Raw genomic sequence first — 25,095 nt, forward strand, 5'->3', positions numbered from 1 at the left:
TAGTATGTTACAAAAGTTTTGGCTTAAGCTAGCTTTGATTATCACCGTTCCATTACTGGCACTAAGTCTAATGGCTTATATGGTCGATTCGGGATTACGAAAATCAGACCATACTGTATTAGCCGATTGGAATGCGCTTTTCAATGCCAAAATCAATGCTGATTTGTTGGTATTGGGTTCTTCACGAGCAGCTTTTCATATTTCTCCTTATATTCTGGATACTACTTTACATCTCAATTCTTATAATTTGGGTATGTCTGCATGGCGATTCGATATGCAATGGACACGTTTTAAATTATATTTAGAACATAATAAAGCCCCCAAATACATTGTGCATAATGTGGATTTGTATGGTTTTGCTAAACGTAAAAATCTAGTAGATTATCAACAGTTTTTACCCTATCTCAACGAGCCACTTTTACTCAATAACCTAACAGGTATAAAAGGAGAGTTTAATGGTTTTCAGAAATACATGCCTATGTATAAGTATGCCAACGATTGGGACTTAGCTTGGGAAGGTTTTAAGTGTTATACAGGCTCTAAAAATGTAGCACATACCAACAAATACAAAGGCTTCCAAGGAAATGATATTCCTTGGGATAATCAGTTTGAGAAGTTTAAGAAAAAATATCCTAAGGGCATCAATTATATCATCGAAAAGGATGTAAAAGCAAGTTTTGAAGAATACCTACAGTTTTGTCAGAAGAAGAGGATAAAAGTTATTCTGGTATATGCCCCAGAATACTATGAGGTACAGCCTTTTTACAAAAACAAAAAAGCATTCAATGCACTTTGTCAAAATGCTGTCAATAAATACGGTTGTGTTTTCTTAGATTACACCAACGATTCATTATGTTTCGAGAAAAAATGGTTTTATAATTCTCAACATCTCAATAAAAAAGGAGCTGAGGTTTTTTCTGCAAAGCTAGCAGAAGATTTGAGGGAGATAGGAGTGGGAAGATAAAGCGCAATCTGAATAAGCATAAATTATCTCAGATTTAGTGAGTTGCGATTGAGGGCATGAGTGATTTTTATAAAATATGTATTCTAGTAGTAGAGGTAACACTTTACCTCTGAAACGGAGTCAGAGATAACATAGTGCTATTAAAAAAGCGGTTGAAAAACAATTTTCAACCGCTTTTTTAATGAAGTTTACAGAATCATCTTGGTTTCAAAATTCGGGATGACTCATATTTTTTGGGATATTACTATTTTCTCTGCAAACAAGCCATATAAAAACCATCGTATCCATCCTCAGCAGGAGAAGTACGACGTTCTTCTAATAATTCCCATTGTTCGCCTTGTTCTGCTAAGAAACGACGTACATGGTCTTCACTTTCAGAAGGTAATAAACTACATGTAGCAAAAACCATTTTTCCACCCTTTTTCAACATAGACGAATATTGCGTCAAGATAGTATATTGAATCGTGCGGAGGTTTTCGATAAATTCTGGAGTGAGTTTCCATTTAGCATCTGGGTTACGACGAATCACACCTAAGCCCGAACATGGAACATCTAGCAACAAACGGTCTGCACTTTCTTGTAAACGCTTGATTGTTTTAGGCTCAATCAAACGTGTTTCAAGATTCATGGCTCCAGCACGACGGGCACGTTTTTGTAGTTCTTGAAGTTTACGCTCTTCTACATCCATCGCAATAATACGCCCTTTGTTTTCCATTAAAGCTGCGATATGCAAGGTTTTACCACCTGCTCCAGCGCATGCGTCAATCACACGCATACCAGCTTTTACGTCCAACATAGGAGCTACCAATTGTGAGGCAGCATCTTGTACTTCAAAAAAACCATCCTTAAACATAGATGTTTTGAATACACTTGGGCGACCTTCAAGGATAAGTCCATCGGGTAATTCATTGTTGTAATCTGCATTAATATCCTCATCACCTAACAAATCTGCTACATGTTCACGATTTGACTTAAGAGAATTAACACGTAAAATAACAGGCGCTTGCTGATTTAGTGCGTGAATCTCTTTATTCCATTTCTCAGTGCCTAGTTCTGCTTCACCAAGGGCATCTAACCAATCTGGAACAGATTCGATTATTTTACGAATATTTTTTGCTTCTTCGTAGCGACTAAAAATACGGTTAGTATTTACTTTCGAAAACTCAACCCAATCAGGTAATCTGAAGAGTGCCTCATCAGAATTAGCATGTTTGGCTTTGAGCAATTGCCAAGCCCCAAATGCTTGCCAGAAGTGATATTTATTTAGTGATTCTGGTGCTTCAATCACAAAATGGAGCATACGCCACCAGCGAACGATTTCGTAAGTGTTTTCGGCAATGAACCCACGGTCACGGCTTCCCCATTTACGGTTTGATTTTAGTACATATTCTATAGCACGGTCTGCTTGACGTTTATTCAAAAAGATTTCTTGTAAAGTCCCAACAACGGCATCTGCCAAAGGGCGATGTATTCTCATGTGATTGTATTTTTGTATGAAACCACAAAGTTCCGAATTTTTTAGGAGTTTGGAAAGGATAAAGAATCATAGAGTGTATATTTCATTCATTATCAATTCTCAAGAAAACCTTACGTTTTGATTCTATAATCACAAATCTTCCTGCTACCTTTGTAGCCCGATTCGCTAAATGCTTATCCCTTACCACGTAATCCTGTTAACCGATTACACAATCTCGTAAAAAATTTATGTTTTTAGATAAAATCAAATCAAAAGAGTCTGGTATCTTATTGTATGGAATTACGCCTCCCAAAGCGCAGGTTGGTCCAGAAAAAGTAGTAGAAATTGCTGAAAAAACGTTAGCTCGATTACATAATCTTGATATTGATGCCTTGGTGGTATACGATGTACAAGATGAGTCGGCTCGTACAAGCGAAGAGCGCCCATTTCCATTTATTAGTGCTCATGACCCTTTTGAGTTTGCCAAAAATCATTTATCCTCTCTACAAGTACCCAAAATCATTTATCGTCCAGCAGGAAAATTTACCAAAGAAGAATTAAATGTTTGGTTGAGTGATGTCGTAGCTCATGGTTTTTCACCTGTGTTTGTAGGAGTGCCTTCTCCAGATTTTGTACCTGTTACCAGTTTACCAGAAGCTTATAGTGTTTGGAGACAATATCAAGACCAATCGGTCATTGGTGCCGTAACGATTCCTGAACGTCATGCGGTATTGAAGGATGAAGACCAACGTATTTTAGATAAAGTATCGTCGGGTGTAAGCTATTTTGTATCACAATGTGTATTTAATGTAGATTATGCCAAAGCGATGTTAGATGCTTTAGTTCAAGCGTGTCAAGTAAAAAAACAAGAGATTCCAACAATTATATTTACATTGACTGCTTGTGGCTCGGTAAAAACACTCCATTTTATGGAATGGCTCGGCATACATATTCCAGAGGAACTCAAAGAAGAATTTAAGACTTCAGAAAATATATTAAATAGATCAGTAGAAGTATGTATTACGATTGCTGAAGAACTCATTAAATACGGTGTTCAGCTAGGAGTACCAGTAGGTTTTAATATTGAAAGTGTAGCAATTCGTAAAGAAGAAATCGAAGCATCAATTGCTATGGTAAACCAAATAGGAGAGATGCTAAAAGCGGAAGGTTTACGTAAATAATAGTTGATGCCAACAGTAGAGACGTAATATTTTACGTCTCAAGCCAAGTCAGATCAAAAAAAGCGGTCGAAAAACAATTTCCGACCGCTTTTTTGATGAAATAGTAAGAAAATTTTAATACCAAAATCTATGATGCTATATCTTTAGACGCATTGCTTTGCATCTCTATAGATAACATAGTCACTAATTCACTCAACCACTCAATTAAATTCGGGTTTTACGCACCAAAAAGGTCACTCGACAAATATCTGTCGCCACGGTCGCAGATAATACATACAATTACGCCTGATTCAAGTTCTTGTGCCAAGCGTACTGCTGCTGAAGCTGCGCCACCGCTACTCATTCCTCCAAAAACACCTTCCACTTTTGCTAAAGTATTGGCCATCGCACGAGCTTCATCTTCTGAAATATCCATCACACGGTCTACACGACTTGGGTCATAAATTTTAGGGAGATACTCTTCAGGCCAACGACGTATGCCTGGGATTTTTGAGCCTTCTGTAGGTTGACAGCCCACAATTTGGATAGCAGGATTTACTTCCTTCAAAAATTTAGAAGTACCCATAATCGTACCAGTCGTCCCCATTGAGCTTACAAAGTGCGTTACAGTTTGGTTGGTATCACGCCAGATTTCAGGACCAGTACTGTGATAATGCGCCATGTAATTGTCTGGGTTGGCAAATTGATTCAACATCAAAAAGCCTCCTTTAGCTACCTGTGCTTCTGCATAGTCGCGAGAACCTTCGATACCCTCTGATGCTGATGTAAGTGTGACTTTCGCCCCAAATGCTTCCATCGTCAATACTCGCTCACGAGTAGAGTTTTCGGGCATTACCAACTCTATATCAATGTCAAAAAGACGAGCAATCATTGCTAGTGCAATACCAGTGTTACCAGAAGTAGCTTCGATGAGTTTAATACCCGGTGTGATTTCCCCTCTTTCCAAAGCACCTTTAATCATACCATAAGCCGCACGGTCTTTAACAGATCCTCCGGGATTGTTTCCTTCTAATTTTCCTAAGATTTTTACATTAGGATTAGGATTAATACGGTTCAGTTCAACCAGCGGGGTGTTTCCCACCAAATCCAAAAGTGTTGCCATAATTTGTATTTTATATGAGCCAATTGCTAGGTGATTCTAATATGCTAGGATAAGCAAAACTATTAGAGTAGCAATTTGAATAGTTTCTAAGTACTTGACAGAAAGGTTATTTTAAAAGACAAGAAGAGTTTCTGTATGTCTACAGCTCGTAGCCTAATGCTTAATTCAATATCTTTACTTGTTCTTGATGGTAAATTTTTGTTTGTGGAGGTACGCTTCTGGTGAGCCATACATTACCCCCAATAATCGAATGAGCACCTACGACTGTTTCACCACCTAAGATAGTCGCTCCCGAATAAATCACAACATGGTCTTCGATTGTCGGATGGCGTTTGAGCGATGCCATTTCTTTACTGACAGACAGTGCTCCTAAAGTGACGCCTTGATACAATTTGACGTGTTTTCCGATAGTTGTTGTTTCGCCAACCACCACACCAGTGCCATGATCTATCATAAAATATTCGTCGATATCAGCGCCAGGGTGAATGTCAATCCCTGTTTTAGAATGCGCATACTCTGTTAAAATACGAGGAAGCATAGGTACATTCATTTCGTAAAGTGCATGCGCCAAACGATAAAAAGCAATTGCATAAAAGCCTGGATAAGCTCTAATTACTTCGTATTCACTTTGAGCGGCTGGATCACCTAGCAAAGTAGCCTGAATATCTGTTAGCAGAACCCGATAAATTTCTGGAAGATTTTGAATGTAGTTAGACGCCAAAATACGAGCATCTTCATCAAGATGCTTTTGCATAGAGCGCAATAAACGTGTAAGTCGTAGCTCAATTTGGTCAAAAGCTTCTTGAAGTTCATCCAAACAACCATAATGTCTTTGGGTTTGCTCTGGGAAAAGCGTGAGCATTATATCGGTAAACAACTCTTTGACCGCCGACGTAGAAGGGAAGGTATTGGATTTAGTATGTTTTTGGCTTAATGCCTCTAAAAAGTCTTTTGGTAACATGTAAGCTGAACGTTTGGTAAACGTCTATTAATCATTGAGAAATTATGAGACAAAATTAGGTAATTGCACCTAGACTAACGAATATCCTACTAATAAACTTGGTTATTGCTTTACAGCCTTAGGACATTCTAAGAATAAATCCATTAGATGGAATAGTAAAATGTGTCAGGTCATTCAAATATCAATGTTATTTTAACGATAATAATGCCAAATAGATTCGTATTTTTGTGAAATAATCTCAAGAAGATAAGTTCCTAAATCTTCGATTGACAAATAAACGCTTGTTATAAAAAGCTTCCTGATAATTGGCTAGTATAGAATGAGTTTGTTGTTGAAATACAGCTAGTTACTGGGGTGAAAATCATTTTTAGAAACGCTCCAATAGCTATATGTTCAAATTAGCTACTTTATTGTTGTTGCCAAATTATATTTTGTGTTTTTGTCAAAAAGCAAGGAAAAATTATTAATTTTGACTACTATCTGATTGAAAAATTAGGTATGGTACGTTTTTAACAAGAAAAAATTTCACTATGTCAAGTTTAGCTACTCAAAAAGGTGTATTGCATGGAGATGCAGTGCAAGAACTCTTCGAAGTTGCCAAAAAACATCAATTTGCATTACCAGCTGTTAACGTAACAGGTACAGACACTGTTAATGGTGTATTAGAAGCTGCAAAAGCTGTTAATTCTCCTGTAATCATCCAGTTCTCAAACGGTGGTGCTCAGTTCTATGCTGGTAAATCTTTACCAAATGGCAAACAAGAAGCATCTATTGCTGGTGCAATCTCTGGAGCTCATCACGTACACCAATTGGCCGAAGCGTATGGCGTGCAAGTAATCTTACACACAGACCACTGTGCAAAAAAATTGTTGCCTTGGTTAGACGGTCTTTTGGATGCAGGTGAAAAATTCTATGCACAATATGGTAAGCCACTTTTCTCTTCACACATGATTGACCTTTCTGAAGAGCCTTTGCACGAAAACATCGAAATCTGTGCAAAATATCTTGAAAGAATGGCTAAGTTAGGTATGACTCTTGAAATTGAGTTGGGCGTAACTGGTGGCGAAGAAGATGGCGTTGACAACTCAGACGTTGATTCATCTAAATTATATACTCAACCTTCTGAAGTAGCTTATGCTTACGAAGAATTGAGCAAAATTTCTCACCGTTTCACTATTGCTGCTGCATTTGGTAACGTACATGGTGTATATAAGCCAGGTAACGTGAAATTATCTCCAGTAATCTTACACAACTCTCAAGAGTTTATCAAAGAGAAATACGGTTTGGAAGCTGAGAAGCCAATCAACTTTGTATTCCACGGTGGTTCTGGTTCTTCTCGTGAAGAAATCCGTGAAGCAATCTCTTACGGTGCTATCAAAATGAATATCGATACAGACTTGCAATGGGCATTCTGGGAAGGTATCTTGAACTTCTACAAAGAGAAAGAAGGATACTTGCAAGGACAAATTGGTAACCCAACAGGTGAAGATTCTCCAAACAAGAAATACTATGACCCACGTGTATGGTTGCGTAAAGGAGAAGAAACTTTCGTTAGCCGCTTGAAATTGGCATTCGAAGATCTTAACTCTGTAGATGTTAACAAGTACTTGTAGTCATACAATATAACATAAGTTCGAAGCCGTTCAATAGGATTTATTGAACGGCTTTTGTTTTATCAATTAATGCAATCAATTTTGTTACCTACTAAACATACCGAAATACTATAGAAATTAAGAATTATGACCATTTTAATCGTAGAGGATGAAGCTATTGTAGGAATGGACCTCGCTGCTAGACTTGAAGCCGAAGGATATGATGTACTAGAGGTAGCTGATAACGGAAAAGACGCATTAGCTTTATTTAAAGCCAATGAAGTGGATTTGGTTTTACTCGATATTCAATTAAAAGGTAGTTGGGATGGCATTGTTACGGCACAACATTTGAAACAAATTAAGTTAGTTCCCTTTATCTATTTGTCGGGCCAGACAGATGATGAAACCCTAGAGAGAGCCAAAGAAACCTCTCCCTCTGCTTATTTGACAAAACCCATTAGCAATGTCGCTTTGCGAATTTCAATAGATTTAGCTATTCATAATTTTGCTAAAGCAAAAGATGAGACTTCAAATGTGAAGGCTTTGAATATAGTCACGAAAGAGCCTAATGCGACACGTGAGTCGATTTTACAAATCGATAATTTCATCTTTATCAAACAAAGCTATCAGTTTAATAAAGTCAAACTGAGTGAAATTTTGTACCTAGAATCAGACAACAACTATGTACATATTATTACAAGTTCAAAGAAATACACCTTACGTTTGACTTTAAATGGTGTTTTAGAACGTATAAATTTCGACAAACTAGTTCGCACGCATCGCTCGTTTGCTATCAATATCGATCAAATAGAGTCTTTTAACGACCATGAAATCATCATGGGAAAACACACGATTCCTTTAGGTCGAAATTATAAAGACGACTTTATGCGTTATTTTGATTTTCTCTAAAACTATTTTTTCTTCTCGACTAGCGATGCAGTCACTTCGTTGAGCACTCGGATTTTTTCCTGAAAATCTCCTTGTATTGATTTTCGTATTTCACGAAGATTATCTAGCAAGTTTTGAATATTATCAGGGATAATGTCATCCAAAAACTCTCGAATACGCTTGGCCATGGTTGGAGATTTTCCATTAGTAGAAATAGCAATTTTTAAATCCCCTTTTTGAACAATAGAGCCAAGGTAGAAATCACACAAATGCGGGGTATCAGCCACATTACATAAGATTCTTCTTTGTTTTGTGATAGCTTTTATATCAGCGTGTAATTGTGGATTGTCGGTTGCTAGAATTACCAAATCCTTGTCGTCTAGGTCTTGTTCTTGAAATTCTCTTTCAATAATTTGAACCTGTTCAAAATTGTGGATATACTCCCTCAAGCTATCCAATATCATAGGCGCCACAACGGTGATGCGGGCTTCGGGGCTATTTTGTAACATAGCCGAAATCTTTTCAAGGCCAACATTGCCGCCGCCAACCAACAGTACGTCGAGCGTATTAAGTTTTAAGAAAATAGGAAATAAGTCGTTTTGTGCCATAATTTTGGAGTGATTGTCTCTTGGTAAGACGAAGTTCTATAAAAATGTTTGAAATCTGTCTGAAAACAAACAAAAAACCTCGTCGGGAAGCCCAACAAGGTTTACGTAATCAAGCATTTATATAAAACATTTTTGAACCAATTTAGGTCAAAATCGTATCAACCGTTGCACGAATAGCTTTTTTATCGATTTTCCCTACAGAGGTTTTTGGAATCATTGTCGTAAAATTAATGGCGTCAGGAATCGTCCAAGGAGTTATTTTACCTGCCTCAACAAATTGCTTCATGTGTGATTTGAGCTCTTCTTTACTGAGACTTTTTCCTTCTTTTAGAACAATGAGCGCATAAGGTCTTTCACCCCATTTTTCGTCTGGGATACCTACCACGGCTACTTCTTGAACAGCCTCAAGCGTACCAATCATATTTTCTAAATCTATAGAACTTACCCATTCTCCACCAGACTTAATCACATCCTTGATGCGATCACTGATTTTGAGTGAATAATTTTCATTAAGAGAAGCCACATCACCTGTATGCAACCAACCATCTCGCCAGAGCTCCTCAGATTTTTCAGCATCTTTATAATATCCTTGCGTCAGCCACGGCGTTCGTACCGTAATCTCTCCAATATCTTCACCATTGGATTCTATAATTTGCCCCTCTGAGTCTATAAGTCTTAAATCAACTAGTACAGAAGGAGTGCCAGTACGGGTACGTGCCTCTACTTGAAAATCTAAATCTGGGTTCATTTTATCTACAGCGTTCAGATAAACAGTAGACAAAATTGGACAGGTTTCTGACATTCCATATCCTGTAATAACATCTACACCCCGTTGTAGTGCTGCTTTTGCTAGCGCTTTTGGTAGAGCAGAGCCTCCAATCACAACTTTCCATTTAGATAAGTCAATTTGTTGGGTGGCTGGGTGCGACACAAACATTTGTAAGATGGTAGGTACGCAATGCGAAAAAGTAGGTTGCTCTTTCACAAAGCATTTTAAGACAACCTCTGGTTCAAATTTCCCAATATATACTTGTTTGGCTCCAGCCATAGTTGCAACATAAGGAAAGCCCCATGCATGCACATGAAACATAGGCGTCAAAGGCATATAAACATCGGAGCTATTGAATCTGCACGTGCCATCTACTGTTCCAAAGGTAAAACACAAAGCAAGCGTATGCAATACAAGTTGGCGATGCGTAAAAAATACGCCTTTAGGATTGCCCGTTGTGCCAGTGGTATAAAATGTAGTTGCTACAGCATTTTCATCGAAATCTTGAAATTGAAAATCAGTAGATGCCTGCAATAGTAAGGTCTCATATTCACCCAAAATAGTCAATTTGTCACTCTGTGGCATCATTTGACCATCAGTACATACAATCACCCCCTTTACTGTTGTAAGCTCAGAAGCTAAAGATTCTAACAAAGGTAAAAAGTCAAGATGACAAATAATAAGAGCATCTTCAGCATGATTAATAGTATACAATATTTGGGCGGCAGACAATCGCCAGTTGATAGTATGTAGTACATTTCCTGTCATCGGAATGCCAAAAAAACACTCCAAATATCGGTGTGAGTCATAGTCCAAAACAGCTACAGTTGTAGCACCATCCATTCCTGCCGAAGAAAGTACATTTGCTAGTTGCGCTACCCGTTGGTTGAGTGTGATATAATTATATCGAGCGAGGTCACGATATACTATTTCTCGATTAGGTTCAAGCTTTGTAGAGTAAGCCAAAATACTTTTGATCAACAACGGATAGTCAAATGCCTGAGAAGCAACTGGAAGTTTCTTAATTTTCATAATTTCATAGAATTAAGCATTTTTACTTAAAATATTTATAAAAAATATAAAATGGTTAATGTTTATTTCAAAGATACAAAACTATTTGAATTAACAGCTACAAAAAAAATGAATCCTTAGAAGAATAAATTAGCTACGCAGAATTAAGTAATAGTAGAAATAAGCAAGAATGATATGAATCATTTTTGCCTTTGAAAAGGAGCTTATCGAAAAATTAAACTATTAAATGTTGATTATTTCTTATATGTTTGTCGAAAATTCGATATATTTCGAAAACCAATCTATTGCATCGCGCCTAAGAGCTAAGTAAAAATCAAAAAAAAGAAGCCGATTATTATTTCAATAAAATCTTAAATATTTCATAATCAACTTAAAAGCATTGTGTAAAGGGTTGGGATACTTTTTTTATGCAGTCAGTAGATAATTGAGTAGCGCTAAACAGTTGAGAAAATATGAAGGGAAACTTCTTGAAAAAGAAGAAAATAGCCATTATACCGTTTAAAAAGTTTACCTTTTTTTCTATGGTATATCATCACCCATCCCTTAAATTTACTTAGTGTTTAACTATTTAATTGCAACTTTGTGAAGATTCAAACACTACTCATTTGAATTCGATTTGCATGCAATGAGTAATCTTAACCTAATATCGTTTCTTAAATACTTGTTAACTTATGAGCACCCTTACTCGCAACAGTTTTTTAGCTTTAGCATTATTAGTGGTAGGTTCTGTGACCTCATGGGCTAAGCCATTGACAGAAGGCGGAGTCTTGTCCAATAAGAAGCCAAAAGCATTGGTGGAAGCAGCGCCTGTTGCTCCTTATGCAACTTACAAGGTACTCAAATGTGGGTACGAGCTTAGTCCAAGTGATGAAGGTCTTTATGTAGGCTTAATTGCGGAGAACTGTAACTCAGGAACCGTTCACTGGTATAATAGTTCAAATAACTCGGAAATTGGTACAGGTGCATACCTTGAAAATCGTATTACCTCCAATACTAGTTATTATGCTAAGTGTGAAGAGAGTTCTGTGTACAGCTTACCTTCAGCAGCAGTAAATATTCCTTATGCTAAAATTCCTCCTAGACCACAAGTGTATTCTGTTAATACAGGAAGTTTTTCTTATTACGAGACATGTCAAGGCCAAGCTAAGGAACCAGTTCGTTTAGCATCTACCATAACTGACCCTAGCTTTGATTATATCTGGGATAGAAATGGTGCTAATGGGGTTACTTCTGCTAATACTCAAGGTCAGGGCACACCACAGATAGAAATAGACTTGGGTGGGACTTATAATGTAAAGGCAATTTCTCGTAATTGCCCTACACCTGCTGGTGTTCAATATTCTAGTAACTACGTTACTGTTTTATTTATTGAGATTCAAAAACAACCAGTTATTACGGGGGACTCATTGTTTTGCCAAGGTAAAGTGGTTTCTCTGAAGTCGGATAGCGCAACTCACGTTGCTTACTATAAATGGTATGTAAACGGTGTCTATCAAGACTCACTAGGTAACAAAAGCTCAATTAAGTTCAATAAGACTGCAAAAATTCAAGTACAAACGATCGAAAATCGTCAGGCTTGTTACTCAAAATTGTCGAACCCAATCAGCTTGAAAGCACTTAATGTTCCTGCTAAGCCAACAATTACTCCATCTAAAAAGAATGCAGGAATTTGTAATGGTGATACATTAACATTGACTTCTAGCTTAGGTTATAAATACAAATGGAATACAGGTGCAACAACAGCTAGCTTGAAAGGTATCAATGCCGTAGGTAAATATGCAGTTCAAGTAATAGACACAAGTGGTTGCGTGTCGCCGACGTCAGATACTACGATTGTAAAAGTTTATGCTATTCCTGCAAAACCTACAATTTCGTCTGATGGACCATTAGCGTTTTGTGATGGTTTTAGTGTTAATTTAACATCATCAACTCAAAGTAAATACGCTTGGAGTTCTGGAGAAATAACTAAGTCTATCAAAGTAACTAAGGCTGGCTCTTACACAGTAGCTGTTCGCGATACTAACAATTGCTTGTCTCCAACTTCTGACGCAATTCGTGTAACAGTGTACGCTTTGCCTGCTAAACCAACAATTGCGGTTAAAGGTGATGGATTGGTAAAAGTTTGTGCTGATAGAAGTATCGTATTAGAGTCGTCGGTATTAGCTTCAGGAGAAACAACAAGATTTAGATGGACAACGAATGATACCACCCGCTCAGTAACAGTAAAAGTAACTACTAAAGCCGCTGTTAGAGTTGTTGATCCAAGAGGTTGTGTATCTCCATTATCAGATACTATAGCAGTTACAGTATTACCACTTCCTGCCGCTCCAGTAGTTACAGCCGAAGGTGCAATTACTTTCTGTTCAAGAGATGTTACAGATTACACAAAAGAAAATAGTGTAAGATTGACAGCTTCTAGTTCGAACGACGTTACATGGAATACAGGTTTGGTAAGTAAAGTTCTAGACGCAGTAAAACTATCAGGACAATATTCTGCAACAGCTAAAGATGCAAACGGTTGTGTTTCTGCTCGCTCAAATGTTATTACAGTTACAGTTAAAGAAAGCCCTAGTGCTTCTGCTGCAAGCATCGTAAAAGATGGTGCATTTACATTGAAAGCTACTAACTTCCCAGATGGTACAGATTATCAATGGAAATACGGCTCAGAAGTGTTAACATTTGTAGAGGAAAGCATCAAAGCTAACCGTTATGGTGACTATTCAGCTCGTAGAAAAGTGGTTTACTCAGTACCTGCTCCATTAAATACTTTAGTTTGTTATACAGATTATTCTAAGGCTTATACCTTCAAAGAAGAGCCAGAGTTGAAAGGTTTAGCAATCTATCCAAACCCAAGTAATGGTCTAGTTACAGTAGAAACGTTAGAAAACTACAACAAAGTAAGTTTCTCAATCTACGACATGATTGGTCGTTTGATTTATACAGGCTCAATTCCAACTATTACAGGTAAAGTGGTAGTAGACTTGAGAAACCAACCAGAAGGACCTTATTTGTTCCGTTTCCAAGCAGATGGCTTTGAATTAACAAAACGTCTTGTTGTAAACAGATAATCAAAATATTTCCAGAAAAGCCCCGTCATTTGATATAATGATGGGGCTTTTCTTTTTATAGAAACCTTCATTAATCAACAAACCGTATGAGAAAGATATTCCTAACTTTTCTATTACTTTCCTTTTTGCATCTATCATCAAAGGCACAATGGTTGCGCCAGAATATCAATACAACAGCAAGCTTTAGAACTGTACACGTTGTATCTGATAAAAACGTATGGGTCAGTGGGAGTAAAGGCACTGTGTTGAGAACTATTGATGGTGGGCAAAATTGGCAAGTAATTAATGTGCCTAACACGGAGAAATTAGACTTTAGAGACATTTATGCCTTTAATGAAAGAGAGGCAATTATTGTAAGTGCAGGAGAAGCCTCAGAAGGTGCCGCGAAAATTTATCGTACTGAGGATGCTGGACAAACTTGGAATTTAGTTTTCCAAACAGAAGAAAAGGGTGTGTTCTTTGATGGAATAGACTTTTGGGATAAAAAAACAGGATTAGTATTCTCCGATCCTATTGATGGACATTGGTATTTACTCAAAACAATTGATGCAGGGAAAACTTGGCAAAAATTAACCACAATAGATTTGCCAGCCAATAAAGGTACAGAGGCAGCATTTGCAGCTTCAGGTACCAGTATGGTTACAGTAGGAAAAAAACAAGCTTATATCTGTACTGGCGGAGCTGAGATTGCAAGAGTATTTAGAACATTAAACCAAGGAAAAACATGGGAAGCGATTGATACTCCTGTACCTGCAGGTAAAGCATCAGGTCTATTCGGAATGAGATTTTGGGATAACACACACGGTGTGGCCGTAGGCGGTGACTATTTGGAAGTTGAAAAAGACTTGCCCAATGTATTGGTTACTGCTGATGCAGGCAAAACTTGGCAGGTGGAAGCTAATACCAATCCTGCTGGATTGAAGGAGGGAGTCGCTATTTTTCAAAAGAAAATCCTTATTGCTGTTGGACCTTCAGGCACAAGCTATTCGAAAGACTTTGGGAAAAGTTGGATTATGATTGATAAAACTCCATTTCATGCTATCAGTATTGTTGGAAATAGCGTGTGGGCAGTAGGAGGAAAAGGAATGATTGCACGCTTGAATACAGATTTTTTAAAGTAGATAAGTAAAATCAGGGTACTTAATAATAAAGGGACAAAGTATAAAGCTTCGTATTTGATCAATATGAGCTCTACTACTTTGTTCCTTTATCATTATCAGTTATCACTTACCTTTTACAGAAATCATCAATACTCCTATTAAGACTATTATCGTGCCGCCTATTTGCCAAATACTAATGGGTTCATCAAGAAATACATTTGCCATGATAATCGTGGCAACAGGGCCAATACTCCCAATAATAGAAGCATTTCCTGAGCCTATTTTCTTAATGCCATCCGAAATCATAAACGATGGAATCACAGTAGTGAACAAAGCCATCACAAAAGAAAGTAAATAAGCTTCTTTTGGATAGGAGAACAAACTTGCATGATTCGTTAAAAAGAAATGTCCCATCACAATCACTGTTGAAATCAACATGGCATAACATGTAAATCGTAAAGAGCCTATTTTAGGAATCATTTCGCCACTGCCAATTAAGTATAAAGCATAAGTAAAGGCACTCAGAAACACTAAAAATGAACCTAATAATAGATCCTTCTGCATCCCAATTTTGAGATCGGGAATAAAGGAAAAAAATACGCCTAGATATGTCACAACAAGTGCCAAATATTGAATTCTAGTGATTTTCTTTTTCAAGAAAATGGCTGAAACAATTACTACAATTGTTGGATATAAAAACAGAATTAATCTCTCAACACTAGCTGTTACATAATTTAGCCCCCAAAAATCGAACAGAGCCGCCAAATAATACCCAACAATACCAATCAAAACCATTGTTATCCACTCTTTGCTACTGAGCGTTGACTTTGTAGTATCTTTTATGTTTTTGAACACTAGAATGCCTACATAAAATGGCGCTGAAAAAAGCATTCTAAGTGCAAGTAGCGAAATAGTATCTACGTGATAGTGTAGATAGTTATATCGTACCAATACGGCTTTGCCAGCAAAAGCTACTGCACCTACAAAGACAAGAATAACTCCTGCGAAATAACTAGACTTGTGGGTTGATTTTGTTTTCATCGAGTTTGAGGGCTTTGTGCGATAAGAGATTTGGTTAATTATGGAAGAAAGACTCCTACGCTTATCGCAAAACAAAAAAGAGCCTTCCTTATGCAGAAAGACTCTTTTGAGTAGTACCTTTTACCCATGACAAACCTTCCTACAACAGAAAACTGTTGAGCCAGAGTGTCGAGATAATAGTACGATTGATATTCATATTTATTAAAGGAGCAATCATTTTTAGCTGATTGGCAATTCCTTATTTTTTTCTAAAGAATAATTGAATTGGTACACCAGTGAAGTCAAAGTGCTCACGCATTTTGTTTTCTAAGTAGCGTTCATAACTTTCTCTGATATATTGAGGTAAGTTACAAAATAATACAAAAGATGGTGCTTTTGTTGGTAATTGGGTCAAATATTTAATTTTGATATACTTACCTTTCCATGCTGGAGGAGGATAGTTTTCAATTACCTGTAGCATTACTTCATTCAACTTAGAAGTAGGAATACGTTTTGTTTTATTTTCGTAAACCTCCAATACCTTTTCAACTGCTTGGAAAATACGTATTTTATCCTTTACCGAAGTAAAAATCATTGGCATATAGTTGAGCGGAGCCATACGTTGACGGATTGCATCCTCAAGGCGTTTTGAGGTCATTGAATCCTTTTCAACCAAATCCCACTTGTTGATCATCAACACAATTCCTTTTTTTGCACGGTGTGCCATCGAAATAATGTTCATATCTTGTGCCTGCAAACCAGTAAGAGGGTCGATAGTAGTCGCATCAATAACCACAACGGCAACATCACACTCTTCCATTGCTTTCAATGAACGAAGAATCGAATAGTATTCTAAGTTATCATCGATTTTTGCCTTGCGACGAATACCTGCAGTATCTGTAATGATAAACTCTTTTCCATACAAAGTATAGTGATTATCAATGGCATCGCGCGTTGTTCCTGCGATATCAGTTACAATACTTCTTTGTTTACCTAATAGAGCATTCAAGAAAGAAGATTTTCCTACGTTTGGTTTTCCTACAATAGCAATTTTAGGAATGTCTTGGTGAGGATTTTCAATACCTTCTTCTGGAAAATGACTTACAATCCCATCAAGCAAGTCACCTGTACCCGAACCGTTTTCTGCCGAAATAGCAAATGGCTCACTTAAACCTAATTCATAAAATTCAGAAGCCATTAGACCTTTTTCGAAGGTATCAGCTTTGTTGGCTGCAACATATACAGGCTTTTTTGAACGACGTAGTACATTAGCAAAGTCTTTGTCTAAGTCGGTAATACCTGTGTGACAATCTACTACAAATAATAACACATCTGCTTCTTCGATAGCTAATTCTACTTGTTCACGAATTGCCCCTTCGAATGTGTCTTCTGACCCGTGCACGTATCCACCTGTATCAATAACGGTAAAGTATTTACCTGTCCACTCGCCAAAACCATAGTGACGGTCACGAGTAACACCAGATACGTTGTCCATAATCGCCTTCTTTTGTTCGATAAGGCGGTTGAATAATGTAGATTTACCCACGTTTGGGCGACCTACAATCGCTAAAATGTTTGACATTGATTTGTTTGTTTGAGCTGTTTCTCCAATTCATCCTGTCGAGCTTGTCATCGCAAGAAGGTGATTAGAAATGGAGCACCTCTGGTTAAAGATAAACTATGACACAAGTGCCAATAAAGTCCTACTAGGCTTAGCTTAATGCTTCAAGAGCTAATAGGAGAGTAGCACGACTGCTTTTACTCATTAATCTTGGCTATAACCAAACTGCTTGAGCTTTTGTGCTTTCGAACGCCACTCTGGTTCGACTTTCACAAATTGTTCTAAGAACACTTTTTTTCCAAAGAATTTCTCTAGTTCCTCACGAGCTTGAATACCTACTTTTTTGATAGATTCTCCTTTGTGACCAATAATAATGGCACGTTGGGTGACACGCTCGACGTAGATTTCTGATGAAATTCTGATGATATTATCTTCCTCTTTAAATGCCGTAATAGCTACTTCACAAGAGTAGGGGATTTCTTTTTTGTAGTTTTTGAAAATTTTCTCACGAATAATTTCCGAAGCAAAGAAGCGTTCAGGCTTATCTGTTAGCTCATCCTTTTCAAAATAAGGAGGATGATTAGGGAGACTATTGACAATAGTGTCGAAAATAGAGCCGATATTCTTTTGCCCAAGTGCTGAGATTGGAATAATTGCTTGCGTAGGGAAACGTTCACGCCAGTGAGCGATTTTTTCTTGCACTTGTTCTTCTGTAGCTAAATCAATTTTATTGATCAACAAAAGCACAGGAACATGATTGATGCGTGCTAATTTGTTGATTACATCATCTTCGTCATATTTTTCGAAAATATCCGTAACAAACAAAATAATGTCTGCATCTTCTAAAGAGCTATGCACAAAACTCATCATGGATTTGTGAAGCTCATATTTAGGCAAAATAATGCCTGGAGTGTCAGAATAAACTAATTGAAAATCTACACCATTGTGTTGCCCATTCAAAATCCCCATAATACGATGGCGAGTAGTTTGAGCTTTGGAAGTGATGATAGATAGACGCTCACCTACCAAAACATTCATTAAGGTAGATTTTCCTACGTTGGGTTTGCCAATAATACTGACAAAGCCAGCTTTGTGATTGATTTGTTCCATGAACTAGTCCACGATTACCCTTGCCATGTTAATGGAGTCCCGTACAAGATGAGAAAACTCTATCTAGGATTTAGGATGGCTTTGCCACCGTTTTCTAAATTCTCTAAAGATGAGTGTTTTGATGATGCTCGGGAGTTACCGTATCGGGCGATACAGCTCCCTATGGAATGACAACGATAAATTATTAAAAAATAAAAAGACGAGCTTTTTCAGCTCGTCTTTGCCTTGTAGCAGGAGCAGGACTAAAAAGCCCTTAACTGCTACTTATACGAGTTTTATATATAATCAGCGTAATTTACTGATTTTGAATATTTTAAAGCCTTTATTGTAAAGTAATTTTATTAAGATAGACTACAATACATTAACTTACATTAAGTATAACCGTCCCCGAAACCGTCCCCGACAAATTGTTTCGTCCTGCAAAGTTAGTAAATTAGTGATACATTTTAATACAGTGTTCAATTTTAATATTATTTACCTATGGCTAGTATGACTTTTGTTTTACGTGAACCTTCTTCCAAAACACCTCAACCAATTAACGCACTACTCCGATGGGATGGACAACGCCTAAAATTTTCTACAGGCTTAAAAGTGAACCCTAAGCACTGGAACTTTGAGAAATACAGGGTTAAAAATGTGCTTGACGCTGTAGAAAAGGACGCTATCAATGAATTACTATCAAATCTTGAAAAAGAAGGGGATAGAGTTATTACTAAGCTAAAAGCCGAACAGGTGCTAATTGATTCGGCTTATCTAAAACAACACTTTGAAAACTTCCTAAATCCTCCTCAAATAGAGGAGGAGGCAACACCACAACAAAAGTTTTTTTCTTTCATTACCCAATTTGTGGAGGATAGTAATACAGGACGTAGAAAGAATCACAACGACGGAAAACTATCTATTCGCTCAATTCAACGATACAAAACAGTAGAAACAAGATTACGGGAATTTTCAGAGGTGTATGATAGAGTAATTTGCTTTAATACTATTGATGAGGTGTTTTACAGTGATTTTGTGGAATGGTTGCAAAAGTCTAAATCTTACTCTAAAAATAACATTGGTAAGTACATTACAACCCTTAAAAGTATCATGAATTATGCTTTAGAAAAGGGACAAATTGAAAAATTAGAGTACAGGACGAATAAGTTTAAAGCCATGTCGGAGGATTCTGATAATGTTTATTTGACCGAAAAGGAGTTACAAAAGATTTATGATTTGGATTTGTCAGGAAATGAGCGTTTAGGGCGTGTTAGGGATTTATTTATAGTTGGTGCGTTTACAGGGCTTAGATTTTCAGATTTGACCAATATAAACAAGAACGATATAAAAACCGATGATGAGGGAGACCAGTTTATAGAATTGGAGCAACAAAAGACTGAAGACCCCGTAACAGTACCAGTATTGCCAATGGTCAAAACCATTTTTGAAAAGTATAATTATTCACTACCAAGTATTAGTAATCAAAAAATGAATGATTATATCAAAGAGGTATGTCAATTGGCTAGTATTGAAGAAAAGGTAACTAAACGGATAACAAAGGGCGGTTTGCGTGTAGTTGAGTATTTAGAAAAATGGGAAATGATTACAACCCACACGGCTAGAAGGTCTTTTGCTACCAATGCGTATTTGAAAGGAGTAGATACCCTTAGCATAATGGCAGTAACAGGACACAAAACCGAAAAGTCATTTATGAAGTATATTAAAATTACTCATAGGGAAAAGGCTAAACGCTTTAAATTAGCATGGTTAAAGTCTTCAGAGAGTGGATATACTCGTTTTGGTAATGTTATTAACCTGACAGCCTAAAATGGGCTTTTAAATACTCTAAAAATGAATATTCAAGAAATAGATTTAGATAAGTATTTCAATGCGGTACAGGAAATTAGTAATAATATTCTTGTTGTTCTACCTCAAAAAGAAAAAGAAGCCGAAAGAGTGAGTTTAGTATTATATAGCCTACAAAAAAGACGAATAATAAGAGGGGATAGTAATATTAGTAAGTGGGAAATAAGATTCAAGGAACGATTAAAAGAAGTAGAAAGAACTATTGAAGTATTAGAAAAAGAATCAGACAGATATTTAGGTCTTTTTAGGTTTGGAATAAAGTATCTTTTATTGAATAGTTATGATATTGAAATGATACAGCATTGTAGAAAAGTATCTTTTGATTTTGAAAAAGACCGCTATTTGAATCAGTTAAAAACTAATCTTTTACCTACTAAAGTATTCATTGAAAGTACATTAGACAAGTTGAATTATACTTATATGCTATTTTATCAAAATGGCGAAATTATACAAATTAATGAGCCAAAGGATAACGTAATTTATAACTTTTCTAATGATTTGGGCGTGTATGATTTTATTATGTACTTAAAAAATGAATTGATTGAGCAAAATAATGTACTTGATATTGATAGTACGAAATGGAATTTGCCCAAACGGCTTCAGTTACTTGAAAGAATAGGTTTCTTTGAATTAGAAGAAGTAAAAAATATTACAAGTAATAGACGTAAAGGAGAGTTAATAAATCAGATTTTAGGCATTTCAGACGATAATACGAGAAAGTACATTGATACCCTGAGAGTATGGAATAAAGCAAGCGAAAAAAATAAAGAGGAAATAGAATTTTTTCTAAAAAAGCTAAGGTAGTTTAACGCTATTAAACCTGCTAAAAAACTTTGTGGTAATTTTTGGGTTACCCCAAAGTGTAGTAAAGTTTTTTAATCTGTCATATTTGAGCCGTAAACGAAAAACAACGTTTTACGGCTTTTTTTATATACAAACCACTAAAAAAACAGTTTATGCAAACCACTAACATTTTGCAAGTAGAGCAAACAAATGAGCAAAGTCTTTTATCAAAGATTGATGATTTAATTAAAGCTCGCTTGTCTAATTTTCTCAGTAATCCAATTTCTTCAAATGTGGAGGAGGATGTTTATTTAACACGCGAACAGGTAGCCAAATTATTACAAGTAAGTGAGGTTACAATTTGGCAATGGTCAAAGCCCGACAAAGGTATTTTAAAGCCTTATCGTATAGGTTGTAAAGTAAGGTTCAAACGTTCGGAGGTTCTACAATCCCCAAAGGCTTTTAACATCGGAAAGGAGGTAAAGCCATGAGTAAGCCATTAAGCAAAAGACAGTTTGAACAATTCAGTAAGCTATTGTTAAAACAAGAAAGCTGTATTAGGGATATATTGGACGCCTTCAGTACTTTGCACCATATTGTAATGCAAACCACTACAAAGCATTACAACAAGGATATACAAGGCAAATTGCGTGATACTCAACAAAAATACGTAGTGGAGGTATATCGAAAATTACAATCTTTCCCACTACAACACATTAACGAAAAATTGGTGCAACATCCTGATTATTACCATATTCAGGGCGCAATTTGTGTTAGTATGTTTTATGTAATGATAGCTATGGATAGCAAATCATTAAAAGATGACAAATCACTTTTTAAACACCTATTTGAGTGTAAGGATTGTTGTGTATTACTCTGTGAAAGTGCTTTAGGAACAATCTTGGAGCTAAAACAAAAAAACGGCATAGAATAACATTCTACACCGTTCTAAATTCTTTGTGTTCAATTTTAATTAATAAAATTGTACTGCAAAGATAGTTTAAATCCAGTCTAAAGCAAATCCCCCAACATGATAGATTTTATCAGTACCGAAGCCCCTAGCGGTTGCGCTTTGGTGTGGTTGGATTGTGCCGAATTGATAGATAACGGTTTTCGTTTGCTTGTGGGTCGTGGTACGGGTGAGGTAATAAATGAGCCGTCAAAAGCTGAATTTAACGGCTTAACCTTTAGGCTTATACCCTCATCGCTGGACACCTCAAAATATCGGTGTTTACTAAGTGGCTCAATCCATAAATACAGAAACAGCGGAGGAAATAACCATGATAGATTTACATTGTCTGAAGTCTTCAGGGTGTTAAATGAATTGTCTGTAAAGTTTGGAATAGACCTAAATAGTACGGTCTTGCATGGTGTCGAGTTTGGCGTAAATCTTCGTTTGCCTTATCCTCCATCTAAGTTAATTAAATCGGTAGTGGTGCATCGGAATACACCGTATGAAGCCATTAACAAGAAAAGACGTATAGGCGTGGTTTGCGTTAGGGCAAAGTATGAAATCAAGATTTATGATAAAGGCTATGTAAGTGGCTTATCTAAAGAGAATATTCTAAGGATTGAATACAAGGTGTTTAAAATGCAACAGTTGGAAGGAATGGGTATTTCGAGGTTGTCAGACCTTTGCGACCCTAATAAAGTAGCTCCTTTGCTTGGTTTGTTATTGGGTGTTTTGGACAATACCGTTTTTGTTCCCACTGATACAGATTTAAGCGTATTAACCGAAAGAGAGAAGACTAATTTTTATGCGATGAGTAATGCGTTTGTTTGGCAAAACTTCAGCAAAGCAAAACTTTATAACTCAAAGTCTTCATTGGATAGAATCTTGAAAAAGTGCAATGCTTTTGATTATCAAAATGATTTAAAAATTAGAGTTTTGGAAGAATGGGAAAAGCTCATGGATGTGTCCCAAAAAGCAGAAAAAAGCGTAACATTTTTACCAAGTTTTCAAGATAAAGAAGCACTTGGAAATGTGACTTTTGTACCGCTTGAATATAGTGTACAAAAGTCGCAAAAACAGTTTTTAGAAACCTGTTCACCTTTTATGCCAAATGTTTTTAAAGAGGTGTCGGGTTCAAGATGTTGCATAACGTGCGGAAAAGATATTTCCATGAATAAAACAAACAGTGTGTTTTGCTCGGAAAAATACAATCCTTTTGCAAAACGGTGCAGAAACAAAGACAGCAATAAACGTAGAACTTTTAAAAGAAAAATCATGAATGCAGTGAATAAAAACAAATGGCTTCAGATTACATACAAAAACCCCGATACTTCAGAAATATACACGGATATTCTACACGGTTCGGAGGTGGCTGTAAATCGTGGGTATCTCAACACGATTATAAAAATTGAGGTTTTGCATGATAACCCAACTTTGTACAATGAACCTAATAATCCACATCCTGAAGTGATTACGGGCGAAAGTGCAAAAAAGCTACTCGAACAGTTAACAAAAGAGAATCAAAACGACTAAAAAACATAGGTTTTTTGTGTTTTCGTGAGTTGCTGTATCAAAATCGTTCAATATCGGTTAGTTTGTTGGTTTTTAGATAGTTGAGTGTGTTTTTTAAAGCAAAATTAAAGCAAAATACAGGCTATTGGCTAAACGTATCAACAAACTACTAAAGCCCTTATAAAACGGTGTTTTTGCCTCAAATATTCAGTGAAAAACGTCCATTTTAAGGGCTGTTTTGGAGCTGAAAAGGGCGATTTTACTAGATTATTGGGCTAAATGAACCAAAAAGCAGTAGCAGGGGTGTACAGTTGTACCATACCAAAAAATATCAACAAAATACGATTGGTTGCGTACCTCCACTAGCGACACCCCAATTTTTCAAAAACTTTAAATCGAATTGAAATTTGTTTTAATCATTCCACAATTGCGACAATATGGGAACTTTTCAGAATACAGATAAGCAAAAGCAGGCTTACAGATACTTTGTGATGGGACTTACAGCCCGTGAAATAGCCAAACTTACAGAACTGTCCAACCGAACTATTGAGCGTTATATCTCTTTGGGCGATTGGAAGCGACCAACAGACACCCGAAGCCTAGAGGTAAAAGTATTGGAGTTGGTACAATCTGGAAAAAGCTATTCAGAGGCTTCAAAAATACTAGGAGTAAGTAAAACTACCATTTACAACTATTTGAAGCGACAGAGAGTAAAAGAATAGCAAAAAATGAGGTATTGGGGTTGTGTTTGTTACTTGACTTTATAAAAAATACAAAACAATGAAGAAAAAAGACGTAAAAGCTCGGTTGAGGGCAAAATATAAAGATATGCGTGAGGACTTCAAGAAATGGCATAATGACGGGTACAAGGCTAGTGTAGTAATCCAGAAAGTTGCAGATAAATATTACATGGCAGAAGCCACCGTGGAAGATATTGTTTACAAAACTGGCAAATACAGAGACCAATAACACACTGAAGCCCTACAAATACCTCAAAATTGGCGTTTGTAGGGCTTTTTTATGATTGTTTGCCTTGACTTTGCTCAAAAGTTTCTAAATCCTTTAGAATCAATTGCCTGACATAATTTGAAAAATCAGTAAAAAGAAAGTCGGTTCTTTTCTCTACACGCTCCATTAATGGAACTGGCATAATTACGCCTACTCGTTTTGTTGCAATCTTACTCTTTTTTTCTTCCATTACATTACAAGTTTTATCTAATAGGCAAATGTAAATACTTTTTCATATTCTGACACTATTATATGTGTTTTATACATATATAATTTATATTCAATGTAAATTATTTGTATTTGGTTTGTGTTTTGTATGTGTTTTGTTTGTATGTTTGTGAAGGTAATATATTTTTTCCATTATGAAGGCAACAAAAAAAGAAATTCAACGCCTAGCGAAATCATTAAAGGAGGATTTTAAAAGAGGCGTGTATTATGGTAGTTATTCTGAGCGATTAGAAAAGATAGTGCTTGGTTTTGATAACGTTACCCGTTCGGACGATGGCTTTATAGGGGTTCATGTACGAGGGGGACGGTGTTTAGATTTGTGGTTTGATGTTTTGTAAGTTATTAAAATACAGTT

At 36.5% G+C, this 25,095-nt stretch carries 23 protein-coding genes; 14 read left to right on the top strand and 9 right to left on the bottom strand.

Annotated elements, in window-relative coordinates:
- The first annotated feature begins 4 nt into the window (after positions 1–4).
- A complete protein-coding gene (locus tag GVN22_RS03800) occupies positions 5–964 on the top strand; it encodes a hypothetical protein (protein ID WP_166549726.1) in 960 nt (319 codons plus the stop codon).
- 244 nt (positions 965–1,208) lie between these two features.
- Here the strand turns inward: GVN22_RS03800 and GVN22_RS03805 are convergent, their stop codons facing one another.
- Positions 1,209–2,441 carry an RsmB/NOP family class I SAM-dependent RNA methyltransferase gene (locus GVN22_RS03805; protein WP_166549727.1) on the bottom strand — a complete coding sequence of 411 codons (1,233 nt, stop codon included), beginning with the start codon at positions 2,439–2,441 and terminating at the stop codon, positions 1,209–1,211.
- Positions 2,442–2,668: 227 nt separating this feature from the next.
- Between GVN22_RS03805 and GVN22_RS03810 the strand changes: the two genes are divergently transcribed.
- A complete protein-coding gene (locus GVN22_RS03810) occupies positions 2,669–3,601 on the top strand; it encodes a methylenetetrahydrofolate reductase (protein ID WP_166549728.1) in 933 nt (310 codons plus the stop codon).
- A 217-nt stretch (positions 3,602–3,818) separates the two neighbouring features.
- Here GVN22_RS03810 and cysM read toward each other — a convergent pair whose 3' ends face one another.
- Positions 3,819–4,703 (bottom strand): cysteine synthase CysM, encoded by an 885-nt coding sequence (gene cysM, locus GVN22_RS03815; RefSeq protein ID WP_166549729.1) that lies wholly within the window; start codon positions 4,701–4,703, stop codon positions 3,819–3,821.
- Positions 4,704–4,863: 160 nt separating this feature from the next.
- Positions 4,864–5,664: a serine O-acetyltransferase gene (locus tag GVN22_RS03820; protein WP_166549730.1), complete on the bottom strand. Its 801-nt coding sequence runs from the start codon at positions 5,662–5,664 to the stop codon at positions 4,864–4,866.
- Positions 5,665–6,194: 530 nt separating this feature from the next.
- On the opposite strand from GVN22_RS03820, the gene fbaA reads away from it, so the two are divergent.
- Both fbaA and GVN22_RS03830 read left to right on the top strand, forming a co-directional pair.
- A complete protein-coding gene (fbaA, locus tag GVN22_RS03825; protein WP_095160713.1) occupies positions 6,195–7,277 on the top strand; it encodes a class II fructose-bisphosphate aldolase in 1,083 nt (360 codons plus the stop codon).
- A 126-nt stretch (positions 7,278–7,403) separates the two neighbouring features.
- Positions 7,404–8,165, top strand: a complete 762-nt coding sequence (locus GVN22_RS03830) for a LytTR family DNA-binding domain-containing protein (RefSeq protein WP_166549731.1) — start codon at positions 7,404–7,406, stop codon at positions 8,163–8,165.
- Positions 8,166–8,167: 2 nt separating this feature from the next.
- Here GVN22_RS03830 and GVN22_RS03835 read toward each other — a convergent pair whose 3' ends face one another.
- Together GVN22_RS03835 and GVN22_RS03840 are read right to left on the bottom strand one after the other, a co-directional pair.
- Positions 8,168–8,752, bottom strand: a complete 585-nt coding sequence (locus tag GVN22_RS03835; RefSeq protein ID WP_166549732.1) for a bifunctional precorrin-2 dehydrogenase/sirohydrochlorin ferrochelatase — start codon at positions 8,750–8,752, stop codon at positions 8,168–8,170.
- Between the two features lie 142 nt (positions 8,753–8,894).
- Positions 8,895–10,553 (bottom strand): fatty acid--CoA ligase, encoded by a 1,659-nt coding sequence (locus GVN22_RS03840; protein WP_205690778.1) that lies wholly within the window; start codon positions 10,551–10,553, stop codon positions 8,895–8,897.
- A gap of 671 nt (positions 10,554–11,224) precedes the next feature.
- On the opposite strand from GVN22_RS03840, the gene GVN22_RS03845 reads away from it, so the two are divergent.
- A complete protein-coding gene (locus GVN22_RS03845; RefSeq protein ID WP_166549733.1) occupies positions 11,225–13,621 on the top strand; it encodes a T9SS type A sorting domain-containing protein in 2,397 nt (798 codons plus the stop codon).
- A gap of 86 nt (positions 13,622–13,707) precedes the next feature.
- Entirely contained in the window at positions 13,708–14,742 is a 1,035-nt protein-coding gene (locus tag GVN22_RS03850) for a YCF48-related protein (protein ID WP_166549734.1), read from the top strand.
- Positions 14,743–14,844: 102 nt separating this feature from the next.
- On the opposite strand, the gene GVN22_RS03855 is transcribed toward GVN22_RS03850, so the two are convergent.
- From GVN22_RS03855 to era, 3 genes are all read right to left on the bottom strand, one after another.
- The gene (locus GVN22_RS03855; RefSeq protein WP_166549735.1) at positions 14,845–15,762 is read right to left on the bottom strand and encodes a DMT family transporter; all 918 of its coding nucleotides are present in this window, start codon (positions 15,760–15,762) and stop codon (positions 14,845–14,847) included.
- A gap of 238 nt (positions 15,763–16,000) precedes the next feature.
- Positions 16,001–17,323: a ribosome biogenesis GTPase Der gene (gene der / locus GVN22_RS03860; RefSeq protein WP_166549736.1), complete on the bottom strand. Its 1,323-nt coding sequence runs from the start codon at positions 17,321–17,323 to the stop codon at positions 16,001–16,003.
- A 183-nt stretch (positions 17,324–17,506) separates the two neighbouring features.
- On the bottom strand, positions 17,507–18,403 hold the full coding sequence (gene era, locus GVN22_RS03865) for a GTPase Era (protein ID WP_370520395.1): 897 nt from the start codon (positions 18,401–18,403) through the stop codon (positions 17,507–17,509).
- A gap of 498 nt (positions 18,404–18,901) precedes the next feature.
- Here era and GVN22_RS03870 point away from each other — a divergent pair, with 498 nt between their 5' ends.
- The 7 genes from GVN22_RS03870 (at position 18,902) to GVN22_RS03900 (ending at position 24,473) form a co-directional block, all read left to right on the top strand.
- A complete protein-coding gene (locus GVN22_RS03870; RefSeq protein ID WP_166549737.1) occupies positions 18,902–20,218 on the top strand; it encodes a site-specific integrase in 1,317 nt (438 codons plus the stop codon).
- A 24-nt stretch (positions 20,219–20,242) separates the two neighbouring features.
- Positions 20,243–21,061, top strand: a complete 819-nt coding sequence (locus GVN22_RS03875) for a hypothetical protein (protein WP_166549738.1) — start codon at positions 20,243–20,245, stop codon at positions 21,059–21,061.
- A gap of 152 nt (positions 21,062–21,213) precedes the next feature.
- A complete protein-coding gene (locus GVN22_RS03880) occupies positions 21,214–21,531 on the top strand; it encodes a helix-turn-helix domain-containing protein (RefSeq protein WP_166549739.1) in 318 nt (105 codons plus the stop codon).
- Positions 21,528–21,974: a hypothetical protein gene (locus tag GVN22_RS03885; protein WP_166549740.1), complete on the top strand. Its 447-nt coding sequence runs from the start codon at positions 21,528–21,530 to the stop codon at positions 21,972–21,974. The genes GVN22_RS03880 and GVN22_RS03885 overlap by 4 nt, the downstream gene beginning before the upstream one ends.
- Positions 21,975–22,070: 96 nt before the next feature.
- A complete protein-coding gene (locus GVN22_RS03890; RefSeq protein ID WP_166549741.1) occupies positions 22,071–23,525 on the top strand; it encodes a hypothetical protein in 1,455 nt (484 codons plus the stop codon).
- A gap of 416 nt (positions 23,526–23,941) precedes the next feature.
- The gene (locus GVN22_RS03895; protein ID WP_166549742.1) at positions 23,942–24,226 is read left to right on the top strand and encodes a helix-turn-helix domain-containing protein; all 285 of its coding nucleotides are present in this window, start codon (positions 23,942–23,944) and stop codon (positions 24,224–24,226) included.
- 58 nt (positions 24,227–24,284) lie between these two features.
- Positions 24,285–24,473, top strand: a complete 189-nt coding sequence (locus tag GVN22_RS03900) for a hypothetical protein (RefSeq protein WP_166549743.1) — start codon at positions 24,285–24,287, stop codon at positions 24,471–24,473.
- Between the two features lie 49 nt (positions 24,474–24,522).
- Here the strand turns inward: GVN22_RS03900 and GVN22_RS03905 are convergent, their stop codons facing one another.
- On the bottom strand, positions 24,523–24,702 hold the full coding sequence (locus GVN22_RS03905; RefSeq protein ID WP_166549744.1) for a hypothetical protein: 180 nt from the start codon (positions 24,700–24,702) through the stop codon (positions 24,523–24,525).
- Positions 24,703–24,874: 172 nt separating this feature from the next.
- Here GVN22_RS03905 and GVN22_RS03910 point away from each other — a divergent pair, with 172 nt between their 5' ends.
- Positions 24,875–25,078 (top strand): hypothetical protein, encoded by a 204-nt coding sequence (locus GVN22_RS03910; RefSeq protein ID WP_166549745.1) that lies wholly within the window; start codon positions 24,875–24,877, stop codon positions 25,076–25,078.
- The last annotated feature ends 17 nt before the right edge of the window (positions 25,079–25,095 follow it).

The organism is Cellulophaga sp. BC115SP (genome assembly GCF_009905545.1).
Taxonomy (GTDB): domain Bacteria; phylum Bacteroidota; class Bacteroidia; order Cytophagales; family Spirosomataceae; genus Flectobacillus; species Flectobacillus rivi.